Annotated in this window: 13 protein-coding genes and 1 pseudogene; 4 read left to right on the plus strand and 10 right to left on the minus strand. The window is 65.8% G+C overall.

Annotated features, from left to right (window positions below; all coding sequences use genetic code 11):
• Window positions 1-35: 35 nt before the first annotated feature.
• Window positions 36-971 (minus strand): zinc-ribbon domain-containing protein, encoded by a 936-nt coding sequence (locus KUV49_RS05805; RefSeq protein ID WP_222452025.1) that lies wholly within the window; start codon window positions 969-971, stop codon window positions 36-38.
• A 162-nt stretch (window positions 972-1,133) separates the two neighbouring features.
• Between KUV49_RS05805 and KUV49_RS05810 the strand changes: the two genes are divergently transcribed.
• From KUV49_RS05810 to KUV49_RS05825, 4 genes are read left to right on the plus strand one after another with little or no spacing between them, the layout of a single operon-like run.
• Window positions 1,134-1,811 carry a cell division ATP-binding protein FtsE gene (locus tag KUV49_RS05810; protein ID WP_222452099.1) on the plus strand — a complete coding sequence of 226 codons (678 nt, stop codon included), beginning with the start codon at window positions 1,134-1,136 and terminating at the stop codon, window positions 1,809-1,811.
• Window positions 1,808-2,713: a cell division protein FtsX gene (locus tag KUV49_RS05815; RefSeq protein WP_222452026.1), complete on the plus strand. Its 906-nt coding sequence runs from the start codon at window positions 1,808-1,810 to the stop codon at window positions 2,711-2,713. The genes KUV49_RS05810 and KUV49_RS05815 overlap by 4 nt, the downstream gene beginning before the upstream one ends.
• Complete coding sequence (locus KUV49_RS05820) at window positions 2,710-3,450, plus strand: lysophospholipid acyltransferase family protein (RefSeq protein ID WP_222452027.1); 741 nt, start codon at window positions 2,710-2,712, stop codon at window positions 3,448-3,450. The genes KUV49_RS05815 and KUV49_RS05820 overlap by 4 nt, the downstream gene beginning before the upstream one ends.
• Window positions 3,437-4,039 (plus strand): pyridoxamine 5'-phosphate oxidase family protein, encoded by a 603-nt coding sequence (locus KUV49_RS05825; RefSeq protein ID WP_222452028.1) that lies wholly within the window; start codon window positions 3,437-3,439, stop codon window positions 4,037-4,039. The genes KUV49_RS05820 and KUV49_RS05825 overlap by 14 nt, the downstream gene beginning before the upstream one ends.
• 1,013 nt (window positions 4,040-5,052) lie before the next feature.
• Here KUV49_RS05825 and lpdA read toward each other — a convergent pair.
• From lpdA to sucC, 9 genes and pseudogenes are all read right to left on the minus strand, one after another.
• A complete protein-coding gene (gene lpdA / locus KUV49_RS05830) occupies window positions 5,053-6,441 on the minus strand; it encodes a dihydrolipoyl dehydrogenase (RefSeq protein WP_222452029.1) in 1,389 nt (462 codons plus the stop codon).
• Between the two features lie 63 nt (window positions 6,442-6,504).
• Window positions 6,505-6,888 (minus strand): hypothetical protein, encoded by a 384-nt coding sequence (locus KUV49_RS05835; RefSeq protein ID WP_222452030.1) that lies wholly within the window; start codon window positions 6,886-6,888, stop codon window positions 6,505-6,507.
• A complete protein-coding gene (locus KUV49_RS05840; RefSeq protein ID WP_222452031.1) occupies window positions 6,885-7,280 on the minus strand; it encodes an MAPEG family protein in 396 nt (131 codons plus the stop codon). The genes KUV49_RS05835 and KUV49_RS05840 overlap by 4 nt, the downstream gene beginning before the upstream one ends.
• Before the next feature lie 67 nt (window positions 7,281-7,347).
• A complete protein-coding gene (locus KUV49_RS05845; protein WP_222452032.1) occupies window positions 7,348-7,893 on the minus strand; it encodes a hypothetical protein in 546 nt (181 codons plus the stop codon).
• A 109-nt stretch (window positions 7,894-8,002) separates the two neighbouring features.
• Window positions 8,003-8,236, minus strand: a complete 234-nt coding sequence (locus KUV49_RS05850) for a hypothetical protein (RefSeq protein WP_222452033.1) — start codon at window positions 8,234-8,236, stop codon at window positions 8,003-8,005.
• A gap of 92 nt (window positions 8,237-8,328) precedes the next feature.
• Window positions 8,329-9,936, minus strand: coding sequence for a 2-oxoglutarate dehydrogenase complex dihydrolipoyllysine-residue succinyltransferase (gene odhB, locus KUV49_RS05855; RefSeq protein ID WP_222452034.1), 1,608 nt, complete (start codon window positions 9,934-9,936; stop codon window positions 8,329-8,331).
• 6 nt (window positions 9,937-9,942) lie between these two features.
• Complete coding sequence (locus KUV49_RS05860) at window positions 9,943-12,900, minus strand: 2-oxoglutarate dehydrogenase E1 component (RefSeq protein WP_152497155.1); 2,958 nt, start codon at window positions 12,898-12,900, stop codon at window positions 9,943-9,945.
• 89 nt (window positions 12,901-12,989) lie between these two features.
• Complete coding sequence (sucD, locus tag KUV49_RS05865; RefSeq protein WP_222451048.1) at window positions 12,990-13,874, minus strand: succinate--CoA ligase subunit alpha; 885 nt, start codon at window positions 13,872-13,874, stop codon at window positions 12,990-12,992.
• Between the two features lie 60 nt (window positions 13,875-13,934).
• Window positions 13,935-14,375, minus strand: a pseudogene (sucC, locus tag KUV49_RS05870) (succinate--CoA ligase subunit beta); the annotation flags it as partial.

The following is a 14,375-nucleotide window of genomic DNA, read 5'->3' on the forward strand; positions in this document are numbered from 1 at the left end:
ACCGCGCGACCGAGCCGCGTGGCCGGGTCGTCGGATCAGCCGCCGCTCGCGTCGGTTTCGGAAAGCGAGCTTGCCATGTTCTGGATCAGGTCGTTGAGCCCCGCACGCCACCCGTTCACGGTGTCGACATAGCCGGACAGGAGCCCTGCCATTTGCGGAACCGCCTCCGCCAGTTGCGGCGCGAAGACGTAAAGCACCAGCGCCAGCACCGCCAGAACGATGGCCAGCCGAAAGCCGGCGCGAAAGCCGCTCTTGCCGGGAACTGCCGTGACGTCCTGCGTCGGAGACACCGACCGACTCTCTTCCTTTTTGCCGTCGGAGTCGAGTGACGAGTTGATCTCGTCGATATCGGGCAGAAGATTGCTGCGCGAGGACGGGTCGATATCGTCGACCTCGGCCTCGGTCTTTTGCGCCTCTGGTTCGCCGCGAAGGCGGGCCATGCGGGCGCGGGCCTCTTCCGAGCGCCTTTGCGCGTCGTTGTCGGTGTCCTGCAGGCCCAGTTCCTGCTGCGTCTCGACCGTGCCGCGATTGTCTATCTCGCGCGCGCGGTATTCGCGCTCGGCTTCTTCGCGCAGGACGTCGGCCACGGCGGGGTCTATCTCGCGGCGCTTCGGTTCCGCGGGCGGGTCATCGTGGTCTGCGGCCGGGTAATACTCTTGTTCGCCGGAGGCATCGTCCCCGTCATCTTCGGCGCTGTCGGGATCATAGCTGTCGGGGGCATAATGGTCCGCGTCGTCCGGCTCGGCGCCATAGTCGTCCGCCTCGTCCTGCCAGGGAGGATCGCTGCTCGGCACCGTGTCGGTTGCGGGAGCGGCGGTTTCCTCTTCGACAAGGTCCTCGGGTGCGTGATCCGGGTGATGCTGGAACCAGGTCGAGCCGCAGTCGGAACACTGCACGTCGCGACCTGTTTCGGGAATGACTTCCGTGGGAACTTCGTATTGCGCCCCGCAATTTGGGCATATCAACCGCATCTTGCCACCCGCTGCCTTCGCCTCACCGGCATATCCGTGCTTTTATTCCGCAAACCTTACGCAGAAATACCCGACCGGAAAAGAGGCAATAGGGTAAGTGCCGTAGTCGTTGCACAAGTGTGTCCTGTGGGGCATGAAGGGCAAAATGCATTGGGGGCCGAAGTGATCGAGCTGGAAAACGTCGCCTACAGCTATGGCGGGGGGGAACTGCTGAGTGACATCTCGCTCAAGCTCCAGGCCGGGTCGTTTCACTTTCTGACCGGCCCGTCGGGCGCGGGCAAGACGACCTTGCTGAAACTCTGTTACGGGGCGCTGATGCCCACCGCGGGCGAGGTGCGCCTGTTCGACACAGACGTGCGCGCGATGGAACGCGACGACATCGCCTATGCCCGCCGCCGGATCGGGGTGGTGCACCAGGATTGCCAGTTCCTGGATCACATGAACGTGGCCGACAACATCTCGTTGCCCCTGATGGTGTCCGGGCGTGACCTGCTGAACGAGTCCGCGAACCTCAAGGAACTGATCGGCTGGGTCGGGCTGAAATCGCGGGCCGACGCGCTGCCGCCGGAACTGTCGGGGGGCGAGCGGCAACGGGCGGCGCTGGCGCGGGCCATCATCATGTCGCCCGATGCCGTGCTGGCGGACGAGCCCACGGGCAACGTCGACTGGGAGATGTCCCAGCGCCTGCTGCGGCTGCTGATCGAGCTCAATCGCATGGGCAAGACGATCATGGTCGCGACCCATGACCTTGCGCTGATCCGCGCCGCCAAGAGCCACGTGCAGGCGCGTGTCCTGCGCATCTCGAACCGGCGGCTGCAACTGGCGGGGGCGGACCTGTGAAGGTGGATTTCACCCGAGTGACCGAATTCATCGTCGGCGACACGCAGGCCGACCGGGTCGTGCCGCCGACAGGCTTTACCGCGTCGCTGACGCTGTTCAGCGCGGCGGCGATGGCGTTCCTGGCCGTCTTCGCCCTGGCGCTTTCGATGGCGACCGGGCGGCTGGCCGATCGCTGGGGCTCGGAGCTGGCACGGTCCTCGACGATCCGCATTTCCGCGCCCGAAGGACAGATGGCGGCGCAGACGGCGGCGACATTGAAGATATTGGAAACGACCAAGGGCGTCGCTTCGGCCCGGGCGTTGGAGCCCGATGAACAGCGCGCCCTGCTGGAGCCGTGGTTCGGACCCGACCTGCCGGTGGACACGCTGCCCATTCCGCAACTGATCGAAGTGATCGAGGAGGGCGAGGGCTTTGACGCCGGCGGTCTGCGGCTGCGTCTGGCGGCCGACGTCCCGGGGGCGGTGCTGGACGATCACACGCGCTGGCGCAGGCCGCTTGTCAGCGCGGCCACGCGGCTGCGGATGCTGGGCTACATCTCGATCCTGCTGATCGGGGCGGCGACGGCGGCGATGATCACGCTGGCGGCCAATGCCGCGCTGGCGGCGAACACGCAGGTGATCGGCGTGCTGCGCCTCGTGGGCGCGCGCGACACCTATATCGCGCAGGCCTTCGTGCGGCGCTTCACCCTGAGGGCCCTGACCGGGGCAGCGGTGGGCACCGCGCTGGCGGGGCTGGCTGTTTTCCTGCTGCCCGCCGCGCAGGACGAAGGCGGGTTCCTGACCGGACTGGGCTTTCGCGGCTGGCAGTGGGTGTGGCTGTTGGTGATACCGCCGCTGGCGGCCGGAGTGGCCTTTTCCGCGACCCAGGCCGCGGCGCGCAAGACGCTGAAGGACACGCCATGAGACACGCGTTGCAATGGGTCAGATCGGCGATCTTCGTGGGTCAGATCTATTTCATGATGCTGCCCATCGGGATCGTGTTCCTGCCCTGGGCGCTGGTGTCCTCGCGGGGCGCGAATGCCGCGTGCAAGGCGTGGTGCGCCTGGGTCCGCTGGACCGCGCGCTGGATGGTGGGGCTGAAGACCGAAGTGCGCGGCACACCGCCCGCGCAGGAATGCCTGATCGTCGCCAAGCACCAGTCTTTCCTGGATATAATCCTGATATTCGCCAGTGTTCCGGCCGGCAAGTTCATCATGAAACGCGAGCTGATGTATGCCCCGATCATCGGGCAATACGCGCTGAAACTGGGCTGCGTGCCCGTGGACCGGGGCAAGCGCAGCCAGGCGATCAAGAAGATGATCGCGGATGTGGGCCGGGGGCGTCTGCGGCCCGGGCAGCTGATCATCTACCCGCAGGGCACGCGCATCGCGCCCGGGGTAAAGGCGCCCTACAAGATCGGCTCGGCGATCCTGTACGAGGAGTTGGCGCAGGACTGCGTTCCGGTGGCGGCGAATGTGGGGCTGGTCTGGCCACGCAAGGGGGTGATGCGGCGTCCCGGAACGGGGGTGGTGGAGTTCTTGCCGCCGATCCCGGCCGGGCTGCAGCGCGAGCAGTTCATGGCGCGGCTGGAAGAGACCATCGAGAGCAATTCCAACCGCCTGATGCGGGAAGCGGGGTTCGATCCGGATGAAGTTCATTAACGATATCAAGGCGCTGGAGGCGCTTTACGGCACGCCTGGCGCCGCCAGCACGCGCAAGGTGGTACACCGGCTGACACCGCTTTACCGCAAATGGATCATGACCTCGCGCTATTGCGTGCTGACCACGGTCGGCCCGGACGGCACCGATGGCAGCCCGCGCGGCGACGATGGCCCGGTGGTGCTGGACCTGGACGAGACGACCCTGGCGATGCCCGACTGGCGCGGGAACAACCGCTTGGATTCGCTGAGGAATATCGTGTCGGACGGGCGCGTGTCGCTGATGTTCATGGTGCCCGGGTCGAACACCGTGGTGCGGGTGAACGGCACCGCCAGGCTCACCGCCGACGAGGCCCTGCGCGCCCGGTTCGAACAGAAGGGCAAGCACCCGGCGACGGTGATCGTGATCGCGATTTCCGAGATCTACAGCCAGTGCGCACGGGCCACGATCCGGGCGGGGCTGTGGAGCCGGGACGACAGTGAGGGACTGCCGACAGTGGGCGAGTTGCTGGCCGAAGCCTCGGACGGCGAGGAGGGCGGCACGGAGTACGACGCCGGATGGAGCGCCCGGGCGGCGAAGACCATGTGGTAGCTGGTGCAGGGTTGGTGAACGCGATTTGGCACGTCGGTATCGCGTCGGTATTTCAGTAGCAACGCGTCGGTGGACGTGACGCCGGGCGGGACGGGTTAACACTCGCTGCTGTCCGCCGATGGGAAATCGCGCTCGCTGCGGCGAATGTCGGGTTCGGGCCTTCTGCGGATAAGTGTGATCTATATCCCCGAGCGCCATCGAGGGGCCGCGGCGCGGCGATCCGACGGTCGTTCGGCAGCACTTTATCCAGGCCAAATCCGAAACAGGATCGAGCGATGCACCGAGCGTCACCCAATCGCCGGGCCGTGGGGGCGGCCCGGCGATGGCGCGGGGCCTGCGGCCTGTTTCCGCGCCGGGGCTATAGATCGACCCCGCATAGCGAACGTTCAACGCGAACGCCCCGCGCGGAATCTAGGTGCAGCTTGCTGCACCGCCGCGCATCGCCGGGCCGCTCCGTCACGCCAAAGGCGTGCCGACTATAGTTGGCGCACCTTTGGTGCGACGGCACGGCGATTTGGCAGGTGACGTGTCACGCTCTCAGGTTGGATGTGCTTGGCAGGCATAAATTGCCCATCACCAACGTCGGTTCGCCGCACCACGGCCCGTCGATGCGCGTCTCCTCACCGTCGGAAAACAACGTCCGCTTCGTCCCGCAAAGCCGACATTCTTGCCCGCCGCAACGAATGTCGGGTTCGAGCCCTTGTGAGACAGTGGTATTGAGGCACCCAGCCGGTTAACAGCCGCGAAGCGGCCCGGCCATCGTCAGCCCCTCCCTTGGGCTGGCGATTTGGCGAGGCTGGGCGCAACGATCTTTCCGAGGATGTGTTCGGCAGGCATGAAGTGCTTTTTAACTGCCGTCGGATCGCCACCCCAGGGGCTGACGATTGCCTCCGTCGTGAATGGCGGCTTTGTGGCGCGCAAGCGGTCCGGCGCGTGGGTTTTCACCCACCCTACGAGATGTCGGACCGGGCTTGAGATTGGACGGGCGGGGCGCACCCCGCCTGCCGAAACCCTTACGAGTGGATCGGACCGTCGCCGCAGGCCAGGGCCGCTTCGCGCACTGCCTCGGAATAGGTCGGGTGGGCGTGGCAGGTGAGGGCCACGTCTTCGGCGGAGGCTCCGAATTCCATGGCGACGCAGATCTCGTGGATGAGGTCGCCCGCCATGGGCCCGATGATATGCGCGCCAAGGATGCGGTCGGTTTCCTTGTCCGCCAGGATCTTGACGAAACCGTCGGCGGCGAAGTTCGCCTTGGCCCGGCCATTGCCCATGAAGGAGAACTTGCCGGCCTTGTAGGCGCGGCCTTCTTCCTTGAGCTGTTCCTCGGTCTTGCCGACGGCGGCGACCTCGGGGTGGGTGTAGATCACGCTGGGGATGACGCCGTAATTGACGTGACCGTGCTGGCCCGCGATGACGCAGGCGGCGGCCATGCCCTCGTCCTCGGCCTTGTGGGCCAGCATCGGACCCGAGATGCAGTCGCCGATGGCGTAGACGCCCTTGACGTTGGTCTGCCAGTGATCGTCGGTCTTGATCTGGCCGCGCTCGGTCATCTCGACGCCCAAGGCATCCAGCCCCAGCCCGTCGGTGAAGGGCTTGCGGCCCGTGGCGACCAGCACCACGTCGGCGTCGAGCGTTTCCTCGCTGTCATCCTTGCGCAGCTTGTAGGTGACCTTGGCCTTGGTCTTCATCGCCTCGACGCCCTGAACGGCGGCGCCCATGATGAAGTTCAGGCCCTGCTTTTTCAGCAGCTTGTGGAAGTTCTTCTGCACTTCGCCATCCATGCCGGGGGTGACATGGTCGAGATATTCCACGACCGTCACCTCGGAGCCGAGGCGGGAATAGACCGAGCCCAGCTCGAGCCCGATGACGCCGGCGCCGATGACGACCAGCTTCTTGGGCACCTTGGGCAGTTCCAGCGCGCCGGTGGAGGAGACCACGGTTTTCTCGTCGATCTCGACACCCGGCAGGGTGCTGACCTCGGAGCCGGTGGCGATGATGATGTTCTTGGCCTCGTGCGTGTCCTCGCCGACCTTGACCTTGCCCGCCTCGGGGATGGAGCCCCAGCCCTTGAGCCAGTCGATCTTGTTCTTCTTGAACAGGAACTCGATGCCCTTGGTGTTCTGGCCGATGGTGTCGTCCTTGTAGGAGAGCATCTGTTTCCAGTCGACAGACGGGCTTTTGCCCTTGAGGCCCATCGACGCGAAATTGTGTTCCGCCTCGTGCAGCATGTGGGACGCGTGGAGGAGCGCCTTGGAGGGGATGCAGCCCACGTTCAGGCAGGTGCCGCCCAGGGTGTCGCGGCCCTCGACGCAGGCGGTCTTGAGGCCCAGCTGGGCGCAGCGGATCGCGGCGACATAGCCTCCGGGGCCGGAGCCGATTACGATGACGTCATAGGATGCCATTTGATATTCTCCTTCGCGTGTCGGGCGTGTTGGTCCCGAACCTATGCTTTTTGTGGTGCGGTGTCACGATGCGGGCGGGGCGCAGTCCGGCACGGTTTTCAGGATTTCGTGCAGGAGGTCGGTCCAGTCGGCATCGGGGTTGTTTTCCAGGAAGCCGATGGCGGGGACGAAGGCGTTCTGGAAACCGGGGTGGAAGGTCTCGCCATCCGACCACCAGGGCGTGATGGTGCCGCTGACGAGGGTGAAGTCGATGGTCTTGCCCGGCAGGTCGACGCGGGTGATCTGGAAACAGCCGTCGCCTTCGCCCTCGGGCGCGCCGTCGGTGAAGCTGTTGGTGAGGTGGTCGTAGTCGCGGTGCATGACGAAGAACGTGCCCTCTTCGATCACGAACTCGGCCGTGGCGGGGGGTGCGCCGAGCGCCAGGGCGAGGGTGGCAAGGCGGATCATGCCAGCGCCGCCAGGTACATCAGGGCCGTGGCGGCGAAGCCCACCATCCAGATCAGTGAGCGCCAGGGGCGCAGGCCCAGGTAATAGGCCGGGATATACGCGACGCGAGCCCCGAGATAGGCCCAGGCGCAGGCGGTGGTGAACCCGGTGGACTGGCCGGAGACGCTGATCACGACGCAGGCGATGGTGAAGAGGATCAGCCCTTCGAAGTGGTTGTCCATCGCGCGGCCCAGACGGGCGGTGCGGTCCGACATCTGGCGCGACGGTTCGCGGTCGCGCGCCGAGGTGGTGTAGCCGGACCCCAGTTCCATGTTGGCGGGCACGGCGTAGAGCGCGAATTGCACCACCTGCAGGAGCGCGGCGAGGGTGAGGACGGTGAGTTCGGGTGTCATGTGCGATCACGCGTCCCGGGCCTGACCCGGGACCTCCTTGTTGCGGGGCGTGCGAGGGGAGCGGGGGTCATGCGGCGTTGATCGCCTCTGCGATGGCCCGGGCCTTGGCGTCATGGGTGCCGGTGCGGGCCGAAGGGTGGGGCGCGAGGATGTGCGGGACGTCGAAGTGTTTGAGCACGCGGGCGGCATCGTGGCCGAGCGCGACGGGGCGGCGGCCGAGGCGCTCAAACTGGCCCACGGCCTGCCAGCTGGCGCGGGCGTGGGCCGGGGGGATGGTGGAGGAGCGCTGCGGTGTAAGAAGGTGAAAGACCGGCGTGATGTAGATGTCGGCACGGCTGAGATTCAGCAGTGCCAGCACCTTGTCGATGACCCGGTTGAAGGGGTTGTTGGAGAGGTAGCCTTGCCGCTTCAGTTCCGCGCGGTGGCGGCGGACGGAAGGGGCGTCGAGCCAGTCCTTGGACACCAGCATGGGGCCGGTGAGGCTGCCGGAGGTCATCTGGATGGGCGAGACGTAGTCGCCGTCGAAGCCTTCCTCGGCCAGCGTCGGGTAGCCGGGCAGGCGGAAGGCGCGGCGTGCGGCGACGGCGCGGGCATATCCGGCGGCGTGGGTCATTAGCGGATCGCGTCCCGGGCTTGACCCTGCCTGCCCCGGGCCTGACCCGGGGGGACCTCTGTGTGGGCGAGAGGCCCCGGCTCGGGGGCCGGGGCGGGTGACGCCAAACTCATGCCGTCTCCAGCATGTGCGACGCCGCGGGGCCGTGGCCCAGCCCTGTTTCCTTGTCGACCCAGGCCTTGGCGCGGGCCACGTCGTTGACGTCGAAGAGGATCCAGTGGGTGCCCGTGCCCTCGCGCCACATCTGAAGCTGGGTGAGACCGGCATTGGCCCGGTCCTCGGTATGGGAGTCGTGGGCGCCCTGGTCGAAGCTGTCGTAGCGGAGGAGGAGTTGTTTGGTCATGGAGGTCACCTTTGCGCCTCATGTTTGGGAATGGTGGGGTGAAACCCCACCCTACGCGGACCCGTAGGGTGGGTGAAAACCCACGCGGGGCTTTACAGATCCATCAACAACCGCCGCGGATCTTCCAGCGCATCTTTCACACGCACCAGGAAGGTCACGGCGCCCTTGCCGTCGACGATGCGGTGGTCGTAGCTCAGCGCAAGGTACATCATCGGGCGGGCCTTGATCTCGCCGTTGACCACCATGGGGCGTTCCTGGATCTTGTGCATCCCCAGGATGCCCGATTGCGGCGGGTTGAGAATGGGCGAGGACATCAGCGAGCCGTAGACGCCGCCGTTGGAGATGGTGAAGGTGCCGCCCTGCATTTCGGCCATGCTAAGCTTGCCGTCGCGGGCGCGGGCGCCCTTCTCGGCGATGGCCTTCTCGATATCGGCGAAGCCGAGCGCGTCGGCGTCGCGGATCACCGGGACCACGAGGCCGGTGGGCGTGCCTGTCGCGATGCCCATGTGCACGAAGTTCTTGTAGACGATGTCGGTGCCGTCGATCTCGGCGTTGACCTCGGGCACCTCTTTCAGCGCGTGGCAGCAGGCCTTGGTGAAGAAGGACATGAAGCCCAGCTTGACGCCGTGCTTCTTGAGGAACTCGTCCTTGTAGGCGTTCCGCAGGGCCATCACCTCGGTCATGTCCACCTCGTTATAGGTGGTGAGCATGGCGGCGGTGTTCTGGCTGTCCTTGAGGCGGCGGGCGATGGTCTGCCGCAGCCTTGTCATCTTGACGCGTTCCTCGCGGCTGGCATCCTCGGCCGACACGGGCGCGCGGGGCGCCTGTGCGGGGGCCGACGAGGCGGCGGGCGCGGCGCTGCTGGCGGCGGACACCGCCTTGGCGACATCTTCCTTCATCACGCGGCCGTCGCGGCCCGAGCCCTGCACCTGGTCGCTGCTGAGGCCCTTTTCGGCCATCGCCTTTTTCGCCGAGGGCGCATCCTCGATATCGCGGCCCGGAGGCGGAGCGGTATATTGCCCGCCATTGGCGGTGGCCGGCTCATCGCCCTTCGCCTCGGCCGCGTCGCCGTCGGGGCGTTCGGCGGGTTCCACGGAACCGTCGGCGCCGCCCGACAGGACGGCGAGTTTGCCGTTGGCCTGAACGGTGTCGCCTTCATTCGCGAGAATCTCGGTCAGCGTGCCCGCGGCGGGCGAGGGGACCTCGACCGAGACCTTGTCGGTTTCAAGCTCGCACAGCATCTCGTCCTGGCTGACATTGTCGCCGACCTTCTTGAACCAGGTCGAGACGGTGGCCTCGGACACGGATTCTCCCAGCGTGGGCACCATCACGTCGATATTGCCGCCGCCGCCCGAGTCGCCGCCCTTGTCGCTACTGTCGCCGCCGGATTTGGCGGGCGCGGGCTCGGGTTTCTTCTCTTCCTTCTTCTCGGCCTTCTTGGGCGCGCTGTCGGATCCGCTGTCGCCTTCGGACAGGGTGGCCAGCAGGGCGTCGACGCCCACGGTCTCGCCTTCCTGCGCCACGATCTCGGCCAGTTTGCCGGCGGCGGGCGAGGGGACCTCGACGGTGACCTTGTCGGTTTCAAGCTCGCACAGCATCTCGTCGGCCTCGACCGTGTCGCCGGCCTTCTTGAACCAGGTGGCGACGGTGGCTTCGGTCACGGATTCGCCCAGCGTGGGCACGCGTACTTCGGTGGTCATTACGTGTTATCCTTCGATCGTCAGCGCGGAATCGACCAGCGCTTCTTGTTGGGCCTTGTGTTGGCTTGCGAGGCCCGTTGCGGGCGAGGCGGAGGCCTGTCGCCCGACATAGACGGGCCGGGTGTGCTTGGCCTTGATGCGTTGCAGCACCCATTCGATGTTGGGTTCGATGAAGCTCCAGGCGCCCTGGTTCTTGGGCTCTTCCTGGCACCAGACCATCTCGGCCTTCTTGAAGCGCTCGAGCTCCTTGACCATCGAGATGGCCGGGAACGGGTAGAACTGTTCGACGCGCATCAGGTAGACATCGTCGAGGCCGCGCTTGTCGCGTTCTTCCAGGAGGTCGAAATAGACCTTGCCCGAGCACATGACGACGCGCTTGATCTTGTCGTCCGATTTCAGCTTGAGCTCGGAATTGCCGTATTCGGCATCGTCCCACAGAACCCGGTGGAAGCTGCTGCCCGAGGTGAACTCCTCGGCCTTGGAGATGCACATCTTGTGGCGCAGAAGCGATTTCGGCGTCATCAGGATGAGCGGCTTGCGGTAGGTGCGGTGCAGCTGCCGGCGCAGGATGTGGAAATAGTTCGCCGGGGTCGAGCAGTTGGCGACGATCCAGTTGTCCTGTCCGCACATCTGCAGGAAGCGTTCGAGCCGCGCCGATGAGTGCTCGGGGCCCTGGCCCTCGTAGCCGTGGGGCAGAAGGCAGACGAGGCCCGACATGCGCAGCCATTTCGATTCACCGGAAGAGATGAACTGGTCGAACATGATCTGCGCGCCGTTGGCGAAATCGCCGAACTGCGCCTCCCACAGGGTGAGCGCGTTGGGCTCGGACAGGGTGTAGCCATACTCGAAGCCCAGCACGGCGTACTCGGAGAGCATCGAGTCGATGACCTCGTACTGCGCCTGGCCTTCGCGGATGTGGTTGAGCGGGTAGTAGCGCTCTTCGGAGTCCTGGTCGACGAGGCCGGAATGCCGCTGGCTGAACGTGCCGCGGGTGCTGTCCTGCCCGGCAAGCCGCACGCGGTAGCCTTCGGTCAGGAGCGAGCCGAACGCGATCGCCTCGGCGGTGGCCCAGTCGAAGCCCTCGCCGGTCTCGAACATCTTGGCCTTCGTCTCCAGGAGGCGCGACACGGTCTTGTGCAGCGGCGTGCCCTCGGGCGGGGTGGTCAGGGCGCGGCCGATCTCGGCCAGGGTCTTTTTCTTGATGGCAGTTTCGCCGCGCTGGTAATCCTCGTCCTTGCTGTCGAGATGGGACCACTTGCCGTCCAGCCAGTCGGCCTTGTTCGGGCGGTATTCCTTGCCCGCCTCGAACTCGTCGGCGAGATAGGACTGGAACGCGGCCTTCATGTCGTCGATCTCGCCCTCGGGGATGAGCCCGTCCTTGACCAGCCGCTCGGTATAGAGCGAGAGCGTGGTCTTCTGCGACTTGATCTTCTTGTACATGATCGGGTTGGTGAACATCGGCTCGTCGCCTTCGTTGTGACCGAAGCGGCGGTAGCAGATGATGTCGATCACCACGTCCTTGCGGAACTTCTGGCGGAACTCGGTGGCGACCTTGGCGGCGTGCACGACCGCCTCGGGGTCGTCGCCGTTGACGTGGAAAATGGGCGCCTCGACCATCAGCGCGATATCCGTGGGATAGGGCGAGGAGCGCGAGAAGTGCGGCGCGGTGGTGAACCCGATCTGGTTGTTCACGACGAGGTGCATGGTGCCGCCGGTCTTGTGGCCCTTCAGCCCCGAGAGGCCGAAGCATTCGGCGACGACGCCCTGGCCCGCGAAGGCCGCGTCGCCATGCAGCAGGAGCGGCATGACGGCGGTGCGTTCCTTGTCGGCCAGCTGGTCCTGCTTGGCGCGGGATTTGCCCAGCACGACCGGGTTCACCGCCTCGAGGTGGCTGGGGTTGGCGGTGAGGGAAAGGTGCACGGTGTTGCCGTCGAATTCGCGGTCCGACGAGGCGCCGAGGTGGTATTTCACGTCGCCCGAGCCGTCCACGTCCTCGGGCTTGAACGACCCGCCCTGGAACTCGTTGAAGATGGCGCGGTAGGGCTTGCCCATGACGTTGGCCAGCACGCTGAGGCGGCCCCGGTGGGGCATGCCGATGACGATCTCCTTCAGGCCCAGCTGACCGCCGCGCTTGATGATCTGTTCCATCGCCGGGATCACCGCCTCGCCGCCATCGAGGCCGAAGCGCTTGGTGCCCATGTATTTCACATGCAGGTATTTCTCGAAGCCCTCGGCCTCGACCAGCTTGTTCAGGATCGCCTTGCGGCCCTCGCGGGTGAAGGTGATTTCCTTGTCGTAGCCCTCGATTCGTTCCTTGAGCCAGGCGCTCTCTTCGGGGTCGGAGATGTGCATGTATTGCAGGGCGAAGGTGCCGCAATAGGTGCGCTTGACGATCTCGAGGATCTCGCGGATCGAGGCGACCTGCAGGCCCAGCACGTTGTCGATGAAGATGGGCCGGTCCATGTCGGCATCGGTGAAGCCGTAGGATTTGGGGTCGAGCTCGGGGCGGTCGGGGCTTTCGCGCAGGCCCAGCGGGTCGAGATCGGCCGCCAGGTGGCCCCGGATGCGGTAGGCGCGGATCAGCATGAGGGCGCGGACCGAGTCCAGAACGGCGCGTTTGACCGCATCGTCCGAGACCTCGATGCCTTTCTCGGCGGCCTTCGACTTGATCTTGTCGCCGGCCTGGCGCGCCTCGACCTCGGTCGGGTAGTCGCCGGTCAGCGCGCTCGTGAGGTCGTCTGCGGGCTGCGGCGGCCAGTCGGGGCGCGCCCAGCTTGGCCCGGCGGCCTCTTTCTTGACGTCCGTATCCCCGTCGCCCAGTTCCCGGAAGAAGGCCTGCCAGGCCTCGTCGACCGCATTGGGGTCGTTGGCGTATCGCGCGTAAAGCTGTTCGAGATACTCCGCGTTATGCCCCTGCATGAAGCTGGAGGCGTGGAACTGGTCGTTGGGGGATTGGTCGGTCATCTCAGGCTCCCTCGTTGGGGTTGACCGTAGGGCGGGATTTCATCCCGCCGCTGCGGAAGGACGGGTGGGGTGGACCCCCACCCTACAGGTCATTTTCCGATCGCCTTCAGCACCGCTTCGCCGAGGCCCGCGGGGGATTCGGCGACGGTGATGCCGGCGGATTTCATGGCTTCGATCTTGTCGTCGGCGCCGCCCTTGCCGCCGGCGACGATGGCGCCGGCGTGGCCCATGCGGCGGCCCGGAGGCGCGGTGCGGCCGGCGATGAACCCGGCGCAGGGCTTGGAGCGGCCCTTCTTGGCCTCGTCCTTGAGGAACTGCGCGGCGTCTTCTTCCGCGCTGCCGCCGATCTCGCCGATCATGATGATGCTTTCGGTTTCATCGTCGGCCAGGAACCATTCCAGCACGTCGATATGCTCGGTGCCCTTGATGGGGTCGCCGCCGATGCCGACGCAGGTCGACTGGCCGAGGCCCACGTCCGACGTCTGCTTGACGGCCTCGTAGGTGAGCGTGCCGGAGCGCGAGACCACGCCGACCGAGCCGCGCTTGTGGATGTGGCCGGGCATGATGCCGATTTTGCAGGCGTCGGGCGTGATGATGCCGGGGCAGTTCGGGCCGATGAGGGTCGACGTGCTGCCCTCGAGCGCGCGCTTGACGCGCATCATGTCCAGCACCGGGATGCCCTCGGTGATGCAGACAATGAGCGGGATCTCGGCATCGATCGCCTCGAGGATCGAATCCGCGGCGAAGGGCGGCGGCACGTAGATGACCGAGGCATTGGCGCCGGTCTCGTGCATCGCCTCGTGGACCGAGTTGAAGACCGGCAGGTCGAGATGCGTCTGGCCGCCCTTGCCGGGGGTGACGCCCCCGACCATTTGCGTGCCATAGGCGATGGCCTGTTCGGTGTGGAAGGTGCCTTGCGAGCCGGTCAGGCCCTGGCAGATGACTTTGGTGTTCTTGTCGACGAGGACGGCCATTGTGGCGTTCTCCTTAATACAATCTTTGGGAAGGTGGGTTAAAAACCCACCCTACGAGGCTCAGCCTTTGACGGCCTTCACGATCTTTTGCGCGCCGTCCTTGAGGTCGTCGGCGGCGATCACGTCAACATCGCTGTTGTTGATGATCTCCTTGCCTTTCTCGACGTTCGTGCCTTCGAGCCGGACCACCAGCGGGACCTTCAGGCCCACTTCCTTGACGGCCGCGACCACGCCCTCGGCGATCACGTCGCAGCGCATGATGCCGCCGAAGATGTTGACCAGGATGCCCTTCACCTGCGGGTCGGAGGTGATGATCTTGAACGCCTCGGTCACCTTGTCCTTGGTGGCGCCGCCGCCCACGTCGAGGAAGTTGGCAGGCTCGGCGCCGTAGAGCTTGATGATGTCCATCGTCGCCATCGCGAGCCCCGCGCCGTTGACCATGCAGCCGATCTCGCCGTCGAGCGCGATGTAGTTGAGGTCGTATTTCGACGCCTCCAGCTC

It is taken from the genome of Roseovarius atlanticus (assembly GCF_019802205.1).
Classification (GTDB): Bacteria; Pseudomonadota; Alphaproteobacteria; order Rhodobacterales; family Rhodobacteraceae; genus Roseovarius; species Roseovarius atlanticus_A.

Bases quoted from the DNA above. Each gene is read 5' to 3' on its own strand.
- KUV49_RS05805 (WP_222452025.1), bottom strand. From the start codon at position 971: ATGCGGTTGATATGCCCAAATTGCGGGGCGCAATACGAAGTTCCCACG.
- KUV49_RS05820 (WP_222452027.1), top strand. From the start codon at position 2,710: ATGAGACACGCGTTGCAATGGGTCAGATCGGCGATCTTCGTGGGTCAG.
- KUV49_RS05825 (WP_222452028.1), top strand. From the start codon at position 3,437: ATGAAGTTCATTAACGATATCAAGGCGCTGGAGGCGCTTTACGGCACG.
- lpdA (WP_222452029.1), bottom strand. From the start codon at position 6,441: ATGGCATCCTATGACGTCATCGTAATCGGCTCCGGCCCCGGAGGCTAT.
- KUV49_RS05835 (WP_222452030.1), bottom strand. From the start codon at position 6,888: ATGATCCGCCTTGCCACCCTCGCCCTGGCGCTCGGCGCACCCCCCGCC.
- KUV49_RS05840 (WP_222452031.1), bottom strand. From the start codon at position 7,280: ATGACACCCGAACTCACCGTCCTCACCCTCGCCGCGCTCCTGCAGGTG.
- KUV49_RS05845 (WP_222452032.1), bottom strand. From the start codon at position 7,893: ATGACCCACGCCGCCGGATATGCCCGCGCCGTCGCCGCACGCCGCGCC.
- KUV49_RS05850 (WP_222452033.1), bottom strand. From the start codon at position 8,236: ATGACCAAACAACTCCTCCTCCGCTACGACAGCTTCGACCAGGGCGCC.
- odhB (WP_222452034.1), bottom strand. From the start codon at position 9,936: ATGACCACCGAAGTACGCGTGCCCACGCTGGGCGAATCCGTGACCGAA.
- KUV49_RS05860 (WP_152497155.1), bottom strand. From the start codon at position 12,900: ATGACCGACCAATCCCCCAACGACCAGTTCCACGCCTCCAGCTTCATG.
- sucD (WP_222451048.1), bottom strand. From the start codon at position 13,874: ATGGCCGTCCTCGTCGACAAGAACACCAAAGTCATCTGCCAGGGCCTG.